Source organism: Rhodopseudomonas palustris (assembly GCF_003031265.1).
In the GTDB taxonomy this organism is placed as follows: domain Bacteria; phylum Pseudomonadota; class Alphaproteobacteria; order Rhizobiales; family Xanthobacteraceae; genus Rhodopseudomonas; species Rhodopseudomonas palustris_H.
Window position 1 is genome coordinate 2,195,219 of the sequence record NZ_CP019966.1, and the last position, 15,883, is coordinate 2,211,101.

Annotated in this window: 12 protein-coding genes and 1 pseudogene; 11 read left to right on the plus strand and 2 right to left on the minus strand. The window is 65.0% G+C overall.

All coding sequences use genetic code 11. From position 1 onward, the window contains the following. Window position 1: 1 nt before the first annotated feature. On the plus strand, window positions 2-1,411 hold the full coding sequence (locus RPPS3_RS10120) for an FAD-binding oxidoreductase (RefSeq protein ID WP_107343957.1): 1,410 nt from the start codon (window positions 2-4) through the stop codon (window positions 1,409-1,411). Window positions 1,412-1,435: 24 nt separating this feature from the next. Here the strand turns inward: RPPS3_RS10120 and RPPS3_RS10125 are convergent, their stop codons facing one another. Continuing rightward, window positions 1,436-3,505 (minus strand): c-type cytochrome, encoded by a 2,070-nt coding sequence (locus RPPS3_RS10125; protein ID WP_107343958.1) that lies wholly within the window; start codon window positions 3,503-3,505, stop codon window positions 1,436-1,438. A gap of 183 nt (window positions 3,506-3,688) precedes the next feature. After that, complete coding sequence (locus tag RPPS3_RS10130; protein ID WP_107346537.1) at window positions 3,689-4,288, minus strand: TIGR00730 family Rossman fold protein; 600 nt, start codon at window positions 4,286-4,288, stop codon at window positions 3,689-3,691. 194 nt (window positions 4,289-4,482) lie between these two features. Between RPPS3_RS10130 and RPPS3_RS10135 the strand changes: the two genes are divergently transcribed. From RPPS3_RS10135 to RPPS3_RS10180, 10 genes and pseudogenes are all read left to right on the plus strand, one after another. Continuing rightward, the gene (locus RPPS3_RS10135) at window positions 4,483-6,438 is read left to right on the plus strand and encodes an ABCB family ABC transporter ATP-binding protein/permease (RefSeq protein ID WP_199852206.1); all 1,956 of its coding nucleotides are present in this window, start codon (window positions 4,483-4,485) and stop codon (window positions 6,436-6,438) included. A gap of 45 nt (window positions 6,439-6,483) precedes the next feature. Then, window positions 6,484-7,185 (plus strand): annotated as a pseudogene (locus RPPS3_RS10140) (phosphatidylserine decarboxylase); the annotation flags it as partial. Window positions 7,186-7,258: 73 nt separating this feature from the next. Continuing rightward, on the plus strand, window positions 7,259-8,131 hold the full coding sequence (gene pssA / locus RPPS3_RS10145; RefSeq protein WP_107343959.1) for a CDP-diacylglycerol--serine O-phosphatidyltransferase: 873 nt from the start codon (window positions 7,259-7,261) through the stop codon (window positions 8,129-8,131). Window positions 8,132-8,265: 134 nt separating this feature from the next. After that, on the plus strand, window positions 8,266-8,985 hold the full coding sequence (locus tag RPPS3_RS10150) for an RraA family protein (RefSeq protein WP_107343960.1): 720 nt from the start codon (window positions 8,266-8,268) through the stop codon (window positions 8,983-8,985). A 233-nt stretch (window positions 8,986-9,218) separates the two neighbouring features. Then, window positions 9,219-9,992, plus strand: coding sequence for a motility protein A (locus tag RPPS3_RS10155; RefSeq protein ID WP_107343961.1), 774 nt, complete (start codon window positions 9,219-9,221; stop codon window positions 9,990-9,992). A gap of 30 nt (window positions 9,993-10,022) precedes the next feature. Next, window positions 10,023-10,847, plus strand: coding sequence for an OmpA/MotB family protein (locus RPPS3_RS10160; protein ID WP_011157565.1), 825 nt, complete (start codon window positions 10,023-10,025; stop codon window positions 10,845-10,847). A 236-nt stretch (window positions 10,848-11,083) separates the two neighbouring features. Beyond that, a complete protein-coding gene (locus RPPS3_RS10165; RefSeq protein ID WP_107343962.1) occupies window positions 11,084-12,973 on the plus strand; it encodes a potassium transporter Kup in 1,890 nt (629 codons plus the stop codon). Between the two features lie 210 nt (window positions 12,974-13,183). Next, window positions 13,184-13,510, plus strand: a complete 327-nt coding sequence (locus RPPS3_RS10170) for a rhodanese-like domain-containing protein (RefSeq protein ID WP_164634743.1) — start codon at window positions 13,184-13,186, stop codon at window positions 13,508-13,510. A gap of 22 nt (window positions 13,511-13,532) precedes the next feature. Beyond that, complete coding sequence (locus RPPS3_RS10175; protein ID WP_107343964.1) at window positions 13,533-14,690, plus strand: aminotransferase; 1,158 nt, start codon at window positions 13,533-13,535, stop codon at window positions 14,688-14,690. A gap of 7 nt (window positions 14,691-14,697) precedes the next feature. Continuing rightward, a complete protein-coding gene (locus RPPS3_RS10180; RefSeq protein WP_107343965.1) occupies window positions 14,698-15,813 on the plus strand; it encodes a polyamine ABC transporter substrate-binding protein in 1,116 nt (371 codons plus the stop codon). Window positions 15,814-15,883 lie beyond the last annotated feature (70 nt).

The window sequence follows — 15,883 nt, forward strand, 5'->3', positions numbered from 1 at the left end:
GATGACCCTGGATATCGTCGGCACACTCCGCACCATCGTCGGCGACGGCGGCGTGCTCGAGGCTGCCGAGCTGTCGAAGCGCTCCGCCGGCACCTATCGGTTCGACACGTTGAAGGCCGCGGCGCTGGTGCGACCGACTTCGACGCAGCAGGTGTCCGAGATCCTGCGCTGGTGCCATGCCAATAGCGTTCACGTCGTCACCCACGGCGGCCTGACCGGGCTCGTTCACGGCGCCGATGCCGAACCCAGCGAAGTGATCCTGTCGCTGGAGCGGATGCGCACGATCGAGGAGATCGATCCGAAGCAGCGCACCGCTGTTGTCCAGGCCGGCGTGCCGCTGCAGGCGCTGCAGGAAGAGGTCGACAAGCACGATCTGGCATTTCCGCTCGATCTCGGCTCGCGCGGCACCGCCACGCTCGGCGGCAATGCCGCCACCAACGCCGGCGGCAACCGTGTGATCCGCTACGGCATGACACGCGAGATGATCCTCGGCCTCGAAGTCGTGCTCGCCGACGGCACCGTGCTGTCGTCGCTCAATCATCTGATCAAGAACAACGCCGGCTATGACCTCAAGCAGCTGTTCATCGGCTCGGAAGGCTCGCTCGGCGTCATCACGCGGTTGGTGCTGCGGCTGCGCGAAAAGCCGCTCGCGACCAATATGGCGTTCGTCGGCCTCGACAGCTTCGATGCGGTGGCGAAGTTCCTGAAGCACTGCGACCGCGCGCTCGGCGGCACGCTGTCGGCCTTTGAAGTGATGTGGCAGTCGTTCTATCGACTGGTTACCAGCCCGCCAGCCAAGGGGCGGCCGCCGATCGGGCAGGATCACGATTACTACGTGTTGGTCGAAAGCCAGGGCTCCGATCCCGACCTCGACAGCCAGCGCTTCACTGCGGCGATGGAGGCCGCGCTGGAGTCCGGGCTGATCGCGGATGCGGCGATCGCTCAGTCGGACGAGGATTGCCGCTCGTTCTGGGCGCTCCGCGATGACGTCGGTCAGGTGCTGCAAGGCGGCTTGCCGATTGTGTTCGACGTTTCACTACCGATCGCCGCGATGGAGGGCTATGCCGAAACGCTTCGGGAGACGCTGGAAAGCGAAATCGGCGAACACCGGCTGTGGATCTTCGGCCATCTCGGCGACGGCAATCTGCATGTCGTCGTGCAGGTCAAGCCGATGGAGTATCTGGCGCTGCGGCCCAAGGTCGAAGCCTTGGTGTATCGGCCGCTTGCCGCCTGCAACGGTTCGGTGTCGGCCGAGCACGGCATCGGCCTGGAAAAGAAGCCGTATCTCTACGTCAGCCGCAGCGCCAACGAGATCGCACTGATGCGGACGCTGAAACAGGCGCTCGATCCCAAGGGCATTCTCAACCCCGGCAAAATCTTCGACCCCGGCCCAGTGGTCGGGGGACGTTGATGGGAGGCCGTTGCGCCGCTGCGATCAGTAGCGCGCGTCTTTCGGCTTCGGGTCCTTCGGCCAGTCCTTCACCTTGCCGGGGAAGTCCGGCCGTTCCATCTGGGTGAAGTACGCCGCGACGTCGACGGCTTCCTGATCGGACAGCTCACCCTGGCCGAGCGGGAATTTGTTGTGGCTCGCGATCGGCATGTTGCGCTTGACGAAGGCGGCCGCCGTGTAGGTCCGCGCCATGCCGGCGCCGATATTGAACGAGCGCGGGCCCCACAGCGGCGGATACACCACGCGGCCGGCGGCGTCCTTCAGCCCTTCGCCATTGTCGCCGTGACACACCGCGCAGCGCGCCGTGTAGATCTCCTTGCCGTTGTCGAGGTTCGGCACCAGCGACTGATCGACCTTGCCGACGCCGCGGCCGGCGACCTTGTCCTCCGGCTTGGTCGAGCCTTGCATCCAGTCGAAATACGCCACCATCGCCTTCATGTCGGGGCCGTCGACCGGCAGCGGCTTGCCGTTCATCGAACGTAGGAAGCAGCCATTGATGCGGTCCTCCAGCGTGATGACGCGGCCGGCGCGCGGCGCGTAGCTCGGGAAGAACGCCGCGACGCCGACATAGGGACTGCCGTCGGCGACGGTCCCGGCGTTGAGGTGACACGAGCTGCAATTCAGGTCGTTGCCGACATTGTTCGGCAGCAGCGTGTGGGTTTCGGCGTTCAGCCGCATGCCGCGCACCAGCTGCTCGGCGTTCGGTTGCGACAGGATATCGGCGATCCGCGGCGTCTCGAACCGCGAGGTATCGATCTTGGGATCGAGCGCGGCGCGCGCGGCCGCGATCTGCTCGGCCGTGACGGCGCTGGCGTTGCCGCCCCAATTGGCACGCACGAAGCTGAGGATGTCGGCGATCTCGCGATCATTCAGGCGCGCAAACGACGGCATCGTCCAAACCCGCGGATGCGCGGTGGTCGCTGTCGTCTGCCAGCCGGTGAGGGTGATGTGCACCAGCGTCGCCGGATCCTTGGCGGCGATCGTCGGATTCCCGGCGAGCGGCGGGAATACGCCGGGGACGCCGGCGCCGTCGGCGCGATGGCAGTCGGCGCAGAACTGCGTGTAACCGAGGCCGCCGGCCGTGGAGTAGGTCGACGCCGGCACTTCAGCCACGGCGGCCGCGGGCGCCGGCCGATCGGTCGGCAGCGCCTTCAGGTAGGTGGCGATCGCGGTGAGATCCTGATCGGTCATGTGCTGGGTTGAATGCCGGATCACGTCGGTCATGCCGCCCGCCGCCGTGGCGAAACGGTTCTGGCCGGTCTTCAGCATTTGCACGGTGTCAGGCACGGTCCACAGTCCGCGCAGGTTCAGCGCATTCCAATGTTCGACCTTGGCGCCGGCGAGATAGTCGCGGCCGTTCGCTCCGGCATCGCTCATCGCCTTTTCCTGGAAGGCGATGCCGCGCGGGGTGTGGCAGGCGCCGCAATGACCGAGGCCCTGCACCAGATAGGCGCCGCGATTCCACACCGCGTCCTGGTTCGGCTCCGGCTTGAACGGCGACGCATCGAGGAAGGCGACGTTCCAGAACGCCAGCCCGATCCGCATGTTGAACGGGAAGCTCATCTGCGGCGCGCGATTGGCCTGTGCGACCGGTGCGAGGCCCTGGGTCAGGTACGCCCACAGCGCCACCATGTCGTCGCTGCTGATCTTGGCGTAGGACGGATACGGCATCGCCGGATACAAATTGTGCCCGTCCGCCGCGACGCCTTTGCGCATCGCGCGGTCGAACTCGCCGAACGACCAGCTGCCGATGCCGGTCGCGCGATCGGGCGTGATGTTGGTCGACCACAGGCTGCCGAACGGTGTGTCGAGTTTCAGGCCGCCGGCCATTGATGTGCCGCCTGGCGCGGTGTGACAGGCGACGCAATCACCGGCGCGCGCGATGTACTCGCCGCGCTTGATCAACTCGGGATCGGCCTTGGCGTCGAGAGCCTTGAGCTTGGCATCGACGGCGGGCGGCTGGATGATCCACAGCGCCGCACCTCCGATCACGACCAGAGCGGACGCGGCGAGAACAGCGAGGGTCTTGGCGGCGCGGCCGCTGGAATGAGACATGGCAGACTCGACTCGAGGTTTGTTGCGGTGCGACGCTAGGCGCGACCCTGCGCCGCCTCAACTCGGGCCTACCACTTAGATCGTGAAGGTTTATCGGGCGAAGCGAATGATCGCTTTGCGCGCACCGGCAGCGTGAACGGCTGCGGCTATGGTTAGCAACGGCTCAAAACAGCAGTGCGAAAGCTAGAGCCGATCGGCAATCTCGGGTGGCATCGCACGCGTGGGCTGCGGCGCCGAGGCGGCTTGCAGCTTCGGCAGGATGTCTTCGACCTTGTCGGCCTTCAGTATCTCGACCGCGAGGTTGGGGCGGATGAAGGCGGTTGTTCGCATATGCGCCAGCAGTTCGAGCAACGGCTGCCAGAAGCCGTCGATGTCAGCGATCAGGATCGGCTTGGTGTGACGGCCGAGCTGTTGCCAGGTCATCTGCTCGACGAGTTCTTCGAGCGTTCCGATGCCGCCTGGTAATGCTACGAAGGCGTCCGAGCGCTCGAACATCAGCCGCTTCCGCTCGTGCATGTCCTCGGTGACGATCAGCTCCGAGACGCGGTCGAGCGCGATCTCTTTAGAGCTGAGAAAGCCGGGAATGATGCCGGTGACCGTACCGCCGTGATCGAGCACCGCGTTGGCCACCGCGCCCATCAGACCGATCGCGCCGCCGCCGTACACCAGCCCGACGCCGTGCTCGGCGAGTTCCTTGCCGAAGGCTGTCGCCGCTTCGAGAAATCGGGGGTTACTGCCGGGGCCGGAGCCGCAATAGACGCAGACGGTCTTGATCTTGCTCATGGTGGCGGATGTGGCACCGCGGGATGACAGCGTCAAGACGACCACCGCCATGCCGTTGCAACAGTCTGTTATGACGCAAAGAATCGCATCTCAGGGTGCACGGCGGGAACGAAACACTATATGAAGGCGGACCCTATGGACGATGTCGTTCGCGAGCATGGATTCGGCTCCGCGGACCTTTTCAGGCAGCTTTGATGGCTCACCCACACTCGCATTCGAGCAGCGGCTCTCCTGTCGCGATTCCAGAAGACAAGATCGCACAGAAGGCGACGCTCGGCGGCACCCTGATGCATCTGTGGCCGTATATCTGGCCCGGTGACCGGTCCGATCTGAAGATGCGGGTGGTGTGGTCGATCGTGCTGCTGATCGCCGCCAAGGCGGCGACGCTGATCGTCCCCTTCACCTTCAAATGGGCGACCGACGCACTTACCGGTGCCGATACCGCACCGATCGAGCCGTCGAACTGGACGCTGTGGCTGATCGCGTCGCCGCTTGCGCTGACTGCGAGCTACGGCCTGGTCCGTGCCCTGATGGCGGTGCTGACGCAATGGCGTGACGGCATCTTCGCCAAGGTCGCGATGCACGCGGTGCGCAAGCTGGCGTACCGGACCTTCGTGCACATGCACGATCTGTCGCTGCGGTTTCACCTCGAGCGCAAGACCGGCGGTCTGACCCGCGTTCTGGAGCGCGGCCGGCTCGGCATCGAAGTGATCGTGCGGATGGTGATCCTGCAGCTGGTGCCGACGATCATCGAGCTGTCGCTGGTGATGGCGGTGCTGCTGTGGCAGTTCGACTGGCGCTACGTCGCGGTCGTGATGGTCACCGTGGTGTTCTACATGCTGTACACCTACAAGGCGACCGAGTGGCGGATCGGCATCCGCCGCCGCATGAACGATTCCGACAGCGACGCCAACCAGAAGGCGATCGACTCGCTGCTCAACTACGAGACGGTGAAGTATTTCGGCGCCGAGGAGCGCGAGGCGAACCGCTACGACAGGTCGATGCGTCACTACGAGGACGCCAGCGTCGCGACCTACACCTCGCTGGCGGTTCTCAATGCCGGGCAGGCGGTGATCTTCACCTTCGGCCTGACCGCGACGATGCTGATGTGCGCCTCGGGCGTCCGCAACGGCAGCAACACCGTCGGCGACTTCGTGATGATCAATGCGATGATGATTCAGCTGTATCAGCCGCTGAACTTCATGGGCATGGTGTATCGCGAGATCAAGCAGGCGATCATCGACATCGAGAAGATGTTCGCGGTGCTGTCGCGAAAGCCGGAGGTCGAGGATCGCGCCGGTGCCAAGCCGCTGGCGGTCGAAGCCGGCACCGTGCGGTTCGAGGACGTGAAGTTCGCTTATGATCCGGCGCGGCCGATCCTGAAGGGCCTCAATTTCGAAGTCCCTGCCGGCAAGACCGTGGCGATCGTCGGCCCGTCGGGCGCCGGCAAGTCGACGATTTCGCGGCTGCTGTTCCGGCTGTACGACGTCTCGGGCGGCCGCATCCTGATCGACGGTCAGGACATCCGCAGCGTCACCCAGACCTCGCTGCGCGCGGCGATCGGCATGGTGCCGCAGGATACCGTGCTGTTCAACGACACCATCCGCTACAACATCCGCTACGGCCGCTGGGACGCCACCGACGCCGAGGTGGAGGAGGCGGCCAGGACCGCGCAGATCGACGCCTTCATCAAGGCGTCGCCGAAGGGCTACGACACCGAAGTCGGCGAGCGCGGGCTGAAGCTCTCGGGCGGTGAGAAGCAGCGCGTGGCGATTGCGCGAACGGTTCTCAAGGCGCCGCCGATTCTGGTGCTCGACGAGGCAACTTCGGCGCTCGACAGCCACACCGAACATGAAATCCAGGGCGCCCTGGAGCGTGTGGCACAAAACCGCACCTCGCTGGTGATCGCGCACCGGCTTTCGACCATCGTCGGGGCCGATGAGATCATCGTGCTCGATCAGGGGCGGATCGCCGAACGCGGCACGCATGCGCAACTGTTGGCCGCTGGCGGGCTTTACGCCAGCATGTGGAACAGGCAGCGCGAGGCCGAAGAGGCGCGCGAGCGGCTGGCGCTGATCGGCGACGATGATTCACCGGTTCGTAAGCCGGAAATCGACGACGATCTGGCAACTTCGGCGGCGGCGGAGTAATCGTGTCGCAGCGCCACGCAACAGGCTTTCGAAGTTAGGGGACGTCCGATGTCCATCGTCAATTCCGTTCGCGCCCAGATCCCGCCGATCCATCGGGAGGGCTATCCGTTCGTCGGCGCCTTTGCGCTGGTGACGCTGATTCTGTTCTGGATCTGGTCGCCGCTCGGCTGGATCGGCACCGTGCTGACGATCTGGTGCGCCTATTTTTTCCGTAACCCGGCCCGGACGACCCCGGTGCGCGACGGTCTGGTGGTGTCGCCGGCCGATGGCCGCGTCTCGATGGTGGTCGACATCATCCCGCCGCCGGAGCTGGGGCTGGGCGCCAAGCCGCTGCCGCGCGTCTCGATCTTCATGAGCGTGTTCAACTGCCACGTGAATCGCAGCCCGGTGGCCGGCCGCATCGAGCGGATCGTGTATTCGCCCGGCAAGTTCATCAACGCCGAGCTCGACAAGGCCAGCGAAGACAACGAACGCAATTCGATGGTGCTGTCGACCGAGCACGGCCAGATCGGCGTGATCCAGATCGCCGGCCTGATCGCCCGCCGGATCGTGTCGTTCGTCCGTGAGGGCCAGCCGTTGGTCGCCGGCGAGCGTTTCGGTCTGATCCGGTTCGGCTCGCGGCTCGACGTCTATCTGCCCGAGGGCACCAAGCCGCTGGTCGCCGAAGGCCAGACCGCGATCGCCGGCGAGACCATCCTGGCCGACCTCAAGGGCGGCGACGCTGGACGGACGTACCGGACCGACTAACATCAGGGCCGCCGGCCCGAAGGTTGCCATGATGGCCGAGCAGGATGGTGGTTCCGAGACGAGAGCGAAACCGATGCCTTTCGATCTGAATTCCCCTGAGACGCCGCGTCGCCGGTTCGGGCCGATTCCGGTGCGTCTGCTGGTGCCGAACGTCATCACCCTGCTGGCGATCTGCGCCGGCCTGACGGCGATCCGGCTGGCGACCGAGGGGCGGATGGAGCTAGCGGTCGCGGCGATCGTGTTCGCGGCGGTGCTCGACGGGATCGACGGCCGCGTCGCCCGGATGATCAAGGGCCAGTCGAAATTCGGTGCCGAGCTCGACAGCCTGGCGGATTTCGTCAATTTCGGCGTCGCGCCGGGCCTGATCCTATATTTCTGGCAGCTGCATTTCCTCAGCAATGTCGGCTGGATCGCCGCCATGGTGTTCGCGATCAGCGGCGGCCTGCGGTTGGCGCGGTTCAACGCCACCATGGACGATCCCAACAAGCCGGCGTTCGCCGCCAACTTCTTTACCGGCGTACCGGCGCCGGCCGGCGCCATCACCGTGCTGCTGCCGGTCTATATGGGCTTCCTCGGCGCGCCGACGCCGCCGGCGGTGCTGACCGCGGTCTATACGCTGCTGATCGCCTTCCTGATGGTGTCGCGGCTGCCGGTGTTCTCCGGCAAGACGGTGAAGATGCGGGTGGCGCCCGAGATGGTGCTGCCGCTGTTCGTCTCGGTGGTGTTGTTCATCGCGCTGCTGATCGGCTACCCCTGGCACATCCTGTCGGCCTGCTCGGTGCTGTACCTGCTCAGCCTGCCGGTCGGCTGGCGGTCGTACCGCGACCATCAGCGCAATGCCGCAACAGCCCAGCAGGGCAAAGCCGCGCCTTCGGGGCAGAAGCCGACCCTGGTCGTGAACGATCCGGCCCCACGCGACGACGACCGCCCGGCGCGGCTGAACTGACCGCAGGACGGTCAGTGGCGTCACGCGCTGCCCCTTGGGCGGTATTCTGAAACTCGCTATAGGGCAGGGCTGTCGCCGGGGTTGAACGGCCGCCGCCAACGGACGGCCGGGTCTGGCGACGCTGGAGGACGCCCGTGAGCCAACCTGATTCCGGTCCCGTGCCGGCCGCCGTGCTCGAAGCCCTGGCCCGCTACGACACCCCCACGATCTGCAACGCGATGGAAGTGGTCGCCCCCGAGCGGCGCGCGATCGGCTTCACCACCCGGCCGCTGGTCTGTCCGTTCCCGCAGCTTCCGCCGATCGTCGGCTATGCCCGCACCGCGACCATCCGCGCCACCGTGCCGTCCAGCCTGCCGCCGGCCGAGCGGAGGGCTAAGCAGATGGCCTATTACGAATATGTCGGCTCCGGCGCCGGCCCCCGCATCAGCGTGATCCAGGACATTGACGGGCCGGATGCCGGATTCGGAGCGTTCTGGGGCGAGGTCAACAGCGCCGTGCACAAGGCGCTCGGCTGCCTCGGCGTGATCACCGACGGCTCGATCCGCGACGTGCCGCAATGGGCGCCGGGCTTCCAGGCGCTGGCCGGCTCGATCGGGCCATCGCATGCTCACGTTCATGTCACCGGCTTCGGCGCCGAGATTCGGGTGGCCGGCATGACGGTGTGCGATGGCGACCTGATCCACGCCGACAGTCACGGCGCGGTGGTGATCCCGCACCATTTGGCCGCGCAATTGCCGGAGGCGGCCGAACTCTGCGGCCGGCGCGAGGTCCCGATCCTGGAAGTCGCCCGTAACGCCGAGTTCTCCCTCGACAAGCTGAAGCAGGCGCTCGCGAAGGCCTCGGAGATTCACTGAGTTCGGGGCGAGGGGCGCTCTACGGCCGACCGCGGCTGTCACCGCCGCGGCGGCGCGCCCAGAAGACAGATGCTTGGTAATATTACGGGGTTGCTCGCCGCATCAGAGATCGCGCAGCGCCGAATACTTTACCCGTCTTTAATGGCGAATGCATAGTTTCGGAACCGCTGCTCAGAACGATCAGTGCCGACGGCTCGCGCCGCGCGGCTGGTGTGTGCGCGTCGGAGTGAATAATGGACATCATGACGTCAGCCGGCCTGGTCGGCGGCATCGCAGTCATTGCCGTGATGATGCTGATGGGCGGTGACGTCCATATGTTCATCTCCGAACATGCCATGATCATCATCTTCGGCGGTTCGTTGACCGCCACGATGATCCGCTTCCCCCTCAACGTGATCCTGCACGGCCTGCCGCTCGGCGCCAAATTCGCCTTCACGATGAGCCGGCTGTCGGCGCGTGATCTGGTCGATGAGCTGGCCAGCATCGCCGAGATCGCCCGTAAGTCCGGTCCGGTCGGCCTGGAAAAGGTTGAGGCCGAAGACCCGTTTCTGGCCAAAGGCATCCGCTACGTGGCCGACGGTTACGACATCGAATTCATCCGCGATAACCTCGAGCGCGACCGCGATAACTTCCTGATGCACCTCGACGAGGGCAGCAAGATCTACCGCGCCATCGGCGACTGCGCCCCGGCGTTCGGCATGATCGGCACGCTGATCGGCATGGTGCAGATGTTCTCCAACATGTCCGACCCGTCGAAGCTGGGACCGTTCATGGCGACCGCGCTTCTGGCGACGCTGTACGGCGCTCTGGTGGCGAACCTGTTCTGTCTGCCGATCGCCGACAAGCTGCACACCAAGAAGATCGACGAAGAAACCAACCGCACGCTGATCATCGACGGCATCCTGATGATCCGTGACTCCAAGAGCCCGGCGCTGGTGCGTGAAATGCTGCTGGCTTACCTGCCCGAGAAGCACCGTTCGGAAGAAGACGAAGCGGTCCCGGCTTAACCCGACCTCAGTCGATCGTCGGAAGGCGCCATGGCCAAAAAGAAGAAAGCCGAAGAGCATGCCGGTGGCCACGGCTGGTTCGTCACGTTCGCCGACCTGATGGGCCTGCTGATGAGCTTCTTCGTGATGCTCGTCGCGTTCTCGACCCAGGACAAAGCCAAGCTGATGATCGTCGCCGGCTCGATGCGCGAGGCGTTCGGCGTGCAGAACGACGCGCGCTACTCCGGCATCATCGAGAACGACGGTCTGCCGACCCGGGGCAAGGTCAAAAACACCGAGCACGTCAATCCGGAGCTGTCGACCGCCAAGCCGTCACCGGGTGAGGTGACGCGCGACGAGGGCATCAATACCAAAGAGGACCGCGAATTCGCGCTCGCCTCGGCGTCGCTGCGGCAGGCGCTGCAGAACATGCCGGAGATCTCCGAGCTGTCGAAGAACATCATGTTCGAGGAGACCAAGCAGGGTCTGAACCTCGAGATCATGGATCAGGACGGTCGCTCGATGTTTGCCGATGGCTCCAAGGTGCCGTTCGAACGCACCCGCCTGCTGCTGCAGCGGCTTGCTGTGCCGCTGCGTGCCACACCGCTCAGGGTCACCATCGTCGGCCACACCTCGTCCGGTCTGATGCCGGAGCGCAGCGACTATAACGGTTGGGACCTGTCGTCGGACCGCGCTAATTCGGTGCGCCAAATCCTGGAGCGGGAAGGGCTGCCCGGTTCGCACATCTTCGCCGTGACCGGCAAAGCCGACAGCCAGCCGCTGTTTCCCGACGATCCGTCGATCGCCGCCAATCGCCGCGTGACCATCACGCTGATGCGCGAGAGCCCGGCGCTGCCGCCCGGCATGAAGCCGTAAGCGTTTTGCTCGGCCGCTTGTGGCGGCCACCTCGATCGCAAGCCGGACCTCCGCTTCATCGCGTGTCATCCGAATCCGATGGGTTCGGTATTCGGCATCCCGTGGTTGCATCGGTCGCGGTCGGCCCGCTAGCCTGAGGTTCGTCACGGCGGCAGGCGCGCTATCTTTGAAGGCCTTGCCGGTGCGGCGTCGCGGCTCTTGGATCAAATCCAGCGATCGAGCGTTCTACGGCAGCCATGGCCCTCAGCGCGGCAACCACCGAAGCGCCTGAACAAACCAGCTTTTGGGCGCTCACGCTCGGCGGGATCGGCGTTGTTTTCGGCGATATCGGCACATCTCCCTTGTACGCATTCCGCGAGGCGGTCGCCGGCGCGGCTGGCGGCGCACCGGCAAGCCGGGTGCTGGTGCTCGGGGTGCTGTCGCTGATCCTGTGGGCGCTGCTGATTGTCGTCACCGCCAAGTACGTGCTGTTGCTGCTGCGCGCCGATAACAACGGCGAAGGTGGCACGCTGTCGCTGATGGCGCTCGGCCGCCGCGCGCTCGGCCGCCGCAGTTTGTTTCTCCTGGTGCTCGGCGTGATCGGTGCGTCGATGTTCATCGGCGACTCGATGATCACGCCGGCGATCTCAGTGCTGTCGGCGATCGAGGGCCTGAAAATCGCGGCCCCCGCGCTCGAACATTACGTCGTGCCGCTGACCGTGCTGGTCCTGGTGCTGCTGTTCGGCGTGCAGAGCCATGGCACCGCGATTGTCGCGCGCTTCTTCGGCCCGGTGATGCTGGTGTGGTTCGCCACGCTGGCGGCGATGGGCGCGATGCACATCATGGACGATCCGTCAGTGCTGGCCGCCATCAACCCGTGGTATGCGGCGCAATTCCTCGCCAGCCACGGCACCATCGGACTGGTGACGCTGGGCGCGGTGTTTCTGGCGGTCACCGGCGGCGAGGCGCTGTACGCCGATCTCGGCCATTTCGGCCGCCGCCCGATCCAGACTGCCTGGCTTGGTTTCGTGCTGCCGGCGTTGCTGATCAATTACTTCGGCCAGGGTGCGCTGGTACTGTCGAATCCGGCTGCGCTGGAAAACCCATTCTACAAGATGGTGCCCGAGGCGCTGGTGTTGCCGCTGACGCTCATGGCGACCGCAGCGACCGTGATCGCCAGCCAGGCTGTGATCACCGGCGCATTCTCGCTGATCAGCCAGGCGGTGCAGCTCGGGCTGCTGCCGCGGTTCGAGGTGCGCTACACCTCCGAGACCAATGCCGGTCAGATCTACCTGCCGCGTGTCAACGCGTTGCTGCTGATCGGCGTCTTGCTGCTGGTGCTGCTGTTTCAGACCTCGAGCCGGCTCGCCTCTGCCTATGGCATCGCGGTCTCCACCACGATGGTGGTCGACGGCATCATGGGCTTCGTGGTGATCTGGAAACTGTGGCGCTGGAACTGGCCGGCCGCGGCGCTGGTGATCGTGCCGCTGGTGCTGGTCGATGCGATGTTCTTCAGCGCCAATCTGCTGAAGCTGCTCGACGGCGCCTGGGTGCCGCTGCTGTTCGGCCTCTCGATGGCGGTGGTGATCTGGACGTGGCGGCGCGGCGTCGCGCTGCTGATGGTCAAGTCGCGCCGGGCCGAGGTGCCGCTCGACGATCTGATCGGCAGCCTGGAGAAACATCCGCCGCACATCGTCAAGGGCACCGCGGTGTTTCTGACCGCCGATGCCGAATTCGTGCCGCCGGCGCTGCTGCACAATCTCAAGCACAACAAGGTGCTGCACGAGCATAATGTGATCCTGACGATCGAGACCGTTCACACTCCGCGGGTCGACGCGGCCGACCGGATCAGGCTGGTGAAGGTCAGCGAGAAGTTCAGCAAGGTGGCGCTGCGGTTCGGCTTCATGGAGACGCCGAACGTGCCGAAGGCGCTGGTGCTGGCGCGCAAGCTCGGCTGGGAGTTCGACATCATGTCGACCTCGTTCTTCGTGTCGCGCCGCTCGCTGAAGCCGGCCGCGCAATCGGGGATGTGGCGGTGGCAGACCAAGCTGTTCGTCGCTCTCGCCAAGTCGGCCAACGACGCCACCGACTACTTCCAGATCCCGACCGGCCGGGTGGTCGAGGTCGGTGCCCAGGTCACCATCTAGCTGCCGGCCGCGAGGGCAGGGCGACCGGCTTCGACCAAAAGCGGCAGTGCTTTCGCGGCCCGCTGCGCCTATCCAGCAAACATGCCGATGATCTCGTTGAGAAGCTTGATTTTCCTCGCGCTAGGCGCAACCTTGGCGCCGCAATGGCCGAGCCTCGTTCTCGTTGTTGCGCTCATGGATCCGGGCAGTGCGATCGCGGGAGAGAAGAAAGTGGCAGGCCAGGTTGAAGATTTGACGCCGCAAGAGGTCGCTCAGGGCATCGCCGACGGGCGCTATCTGCTGGTAGACGTTCGCGAGCCGAACGAGGTCGCCGCCGAAGCCTATCCGGACGCCGTGGTTGTTCCGCTCTCGACCTTCGACCCTAAGGCGATCCCCGACCCGGCCGGCAAGCAGGTCGTGTTCGCTTGCCGTTCCGGCAAGCGCTCGGTGACGGCGTCGATGGCCGCCCAGGCCGCGGGTCTCGCCTACACCCGGCACCTCGCCGGTGGCATCCTCGGCTGGAAGGCGGCCGGTCTGCCGACCAAGCCGGGCCGTTGATCCGTACGATGACCGCCATCCGATGAGCAACAAGGTCTTCGCCGATCTCCCGGTCACCGTGTTCGAGGCGATGTCGCAGCTCGCGCGCGACAACGACGCGATCAATCTGGGACAAGGCTTTCCCGACGATCCGGGGCCGGAGGATATCCGTCGCACCGCCGCGGATGCCGTTCTCAACGGCTACAACCAGTACCCGTCGATGATGGGGCTGCCGGAGCTGCGGCAGGCGATTTCGACCCACTATGCGCACTGGCACGGCGTCCAGCTCGATCCGATGACGGAGGTGATGGTGACCTCCGGCGCGACCGAAGCGCTGGCGAGTGCCATCCTGTCGGTGGTCGAACCCGGCGACGAAGTGATCGTGTTCCAGCCGGTGTATGACTCGTATCTGCCGATCATCCGGCAGGCCGGCGGCATTCCGCGGCTCGTTCGTCTCGAACCGCCGCATTGGCGGATCACCGAAGAGTCGCTGCGGCGTGTGTTCAACGCCAAGACCAAGGCGATCGTCTTCAACAATCCGCTGAACCCGGCCGCGGTGGTGTATCCGCGCGAAGACCTCGAATTGCTGGCACGATTCTGCCAGGAGTTCGACGCGGTGGCGATCTGCGACGAGGTGTGGGAGCACGTCACGTTCGATGGCCTCAGCCACATCCCGCTGATCACCATCCCCGGGATGCGCGACCGCACCATCAAGATCGGATCTGCCGGCAAGATCTTTTCGCTCACCGGCTGGAAGGTCGGCTTCGTCTGTGCCGCGCCCAAGCTCCTGCGCGTTGCCGCCAAGGTGCACCAGTTCCTGGCGTTCACCACGGCACCGAACCTGCAGGCGGCCGTCGCCTACGGTCTCGGCAAGAGCGACGATTATTTCCTGCAGATGCGCAAGGACCTGGCCCGCAGCCGCGACCGGCTGGCGCAGGGGCTGTCCAGCATCGGCTTTCCGGTGATCCGCTCGCAGGGCACCTATTTCCTCACCGTCGATCTGTCGCCGCTCGGCCTCAACGAAACCGACGAGGCGTTCTGCAAACGCATCGTCACCGACTACAAGGTCGCGGCGATCCCGGTGTCGGCGTTCTATGAGGAAGAGCCGGTCACCTCGGTGGTGCGGTTCTGTTTCGCCAAGAAGGATCAGACGCTCGACACCGCCCTCGAGCGCCTGTCGGATGCGGTTCACGGGCGCTAGGGATGTCATGATGCGGGATACGATGCGGCGGCGACTGCTGACTCTGGGCGCGGGGATCGCTCTGTCGGTGTCGCTCACGCTGCCTGGCTGGGCGCAGGACCGCACCGTCAATTTCTACAACTGGTCGAATTACGTCGCACCGGGCGTGCTCGAGGATTTCACCCGCGAGACCGGCATCAAGGTGGTGTACGACACCTTCGACGCCAACGAGACGCTGGAGACCAAGCTGCTCGCCGGCAAGTCCGGCTACGACCTCGTGGTGCCGACCGCTTATTTCCTGCAGCGTCAGATCACCGCCGGCGTATTCCAGAAACTCGACAAGTCGAAGCTGCCGAACCTGAAGAACTCATGGGACTTCGTCACTGACAAGCTGGCGCTGTACGATCCCGGCAATCAGTTCGCCGTCAACTACATGTGGGGCACCACCGGCATCGGCTACAACGTCGCCGCGGTGAAGCGGATTCTCGGCGAGGGCGCCGTGATCGATAGCTGGGAGATGATCTTCAAGCCGGAGAACTTGGCGAAGTTCAAGGACTGCGGCGTCCACATGCTGGATTCCGCCGACGACATCCTTCCGGCAGCGCTGACCTATCTCGGCCGTGATCCGAATTCGACCAACAAGGACGATCTGGACAAGGCCGCCGAGGTTGTCGGCAAGGTCCAGCCTTCGGTGCGCAAGTTCCATTCGTCCGAATATCTCAACGCTCTCGCCACCGGCGAGATCTGCCTGGTGGTGGCGTGGTCGGGCGACATCAAGCAGGCGCAGTCGCGCGCGGCCGAAGCTCATAACGGCGTCGAAATCGGCTACGCGATCCCGAAAGAGGGCGCGCAGATGTTCTTCGACAATCTGGCGATTCCGGCCGACGCCAAGAACGTCGCCGAGGCGCACGAACTGATCAACTTCCTGTACCGGCCCGACATCGCCGCGCGCAATTCAGACTTCCTGTCCTATGCCAACGGCAACAAGACCAGTCAGGACTTCATCAATCCAAGGGTGCTGAACGACAAGGCGATCTATCCGGACGCTGACACCCAGGGGCGGTTGTTCGTGATCACCGCGCGCGATCCCGCGACGCAGCGCACGATCAACCGGCTGTGGACGCGGGTGAAGACGGGGCGCTGACGCGCGGTATCGATCGCCTGCAGGTACGGGAGTAATTCCGAGCCTCGATAACCCAACAAACTGCGTAGGC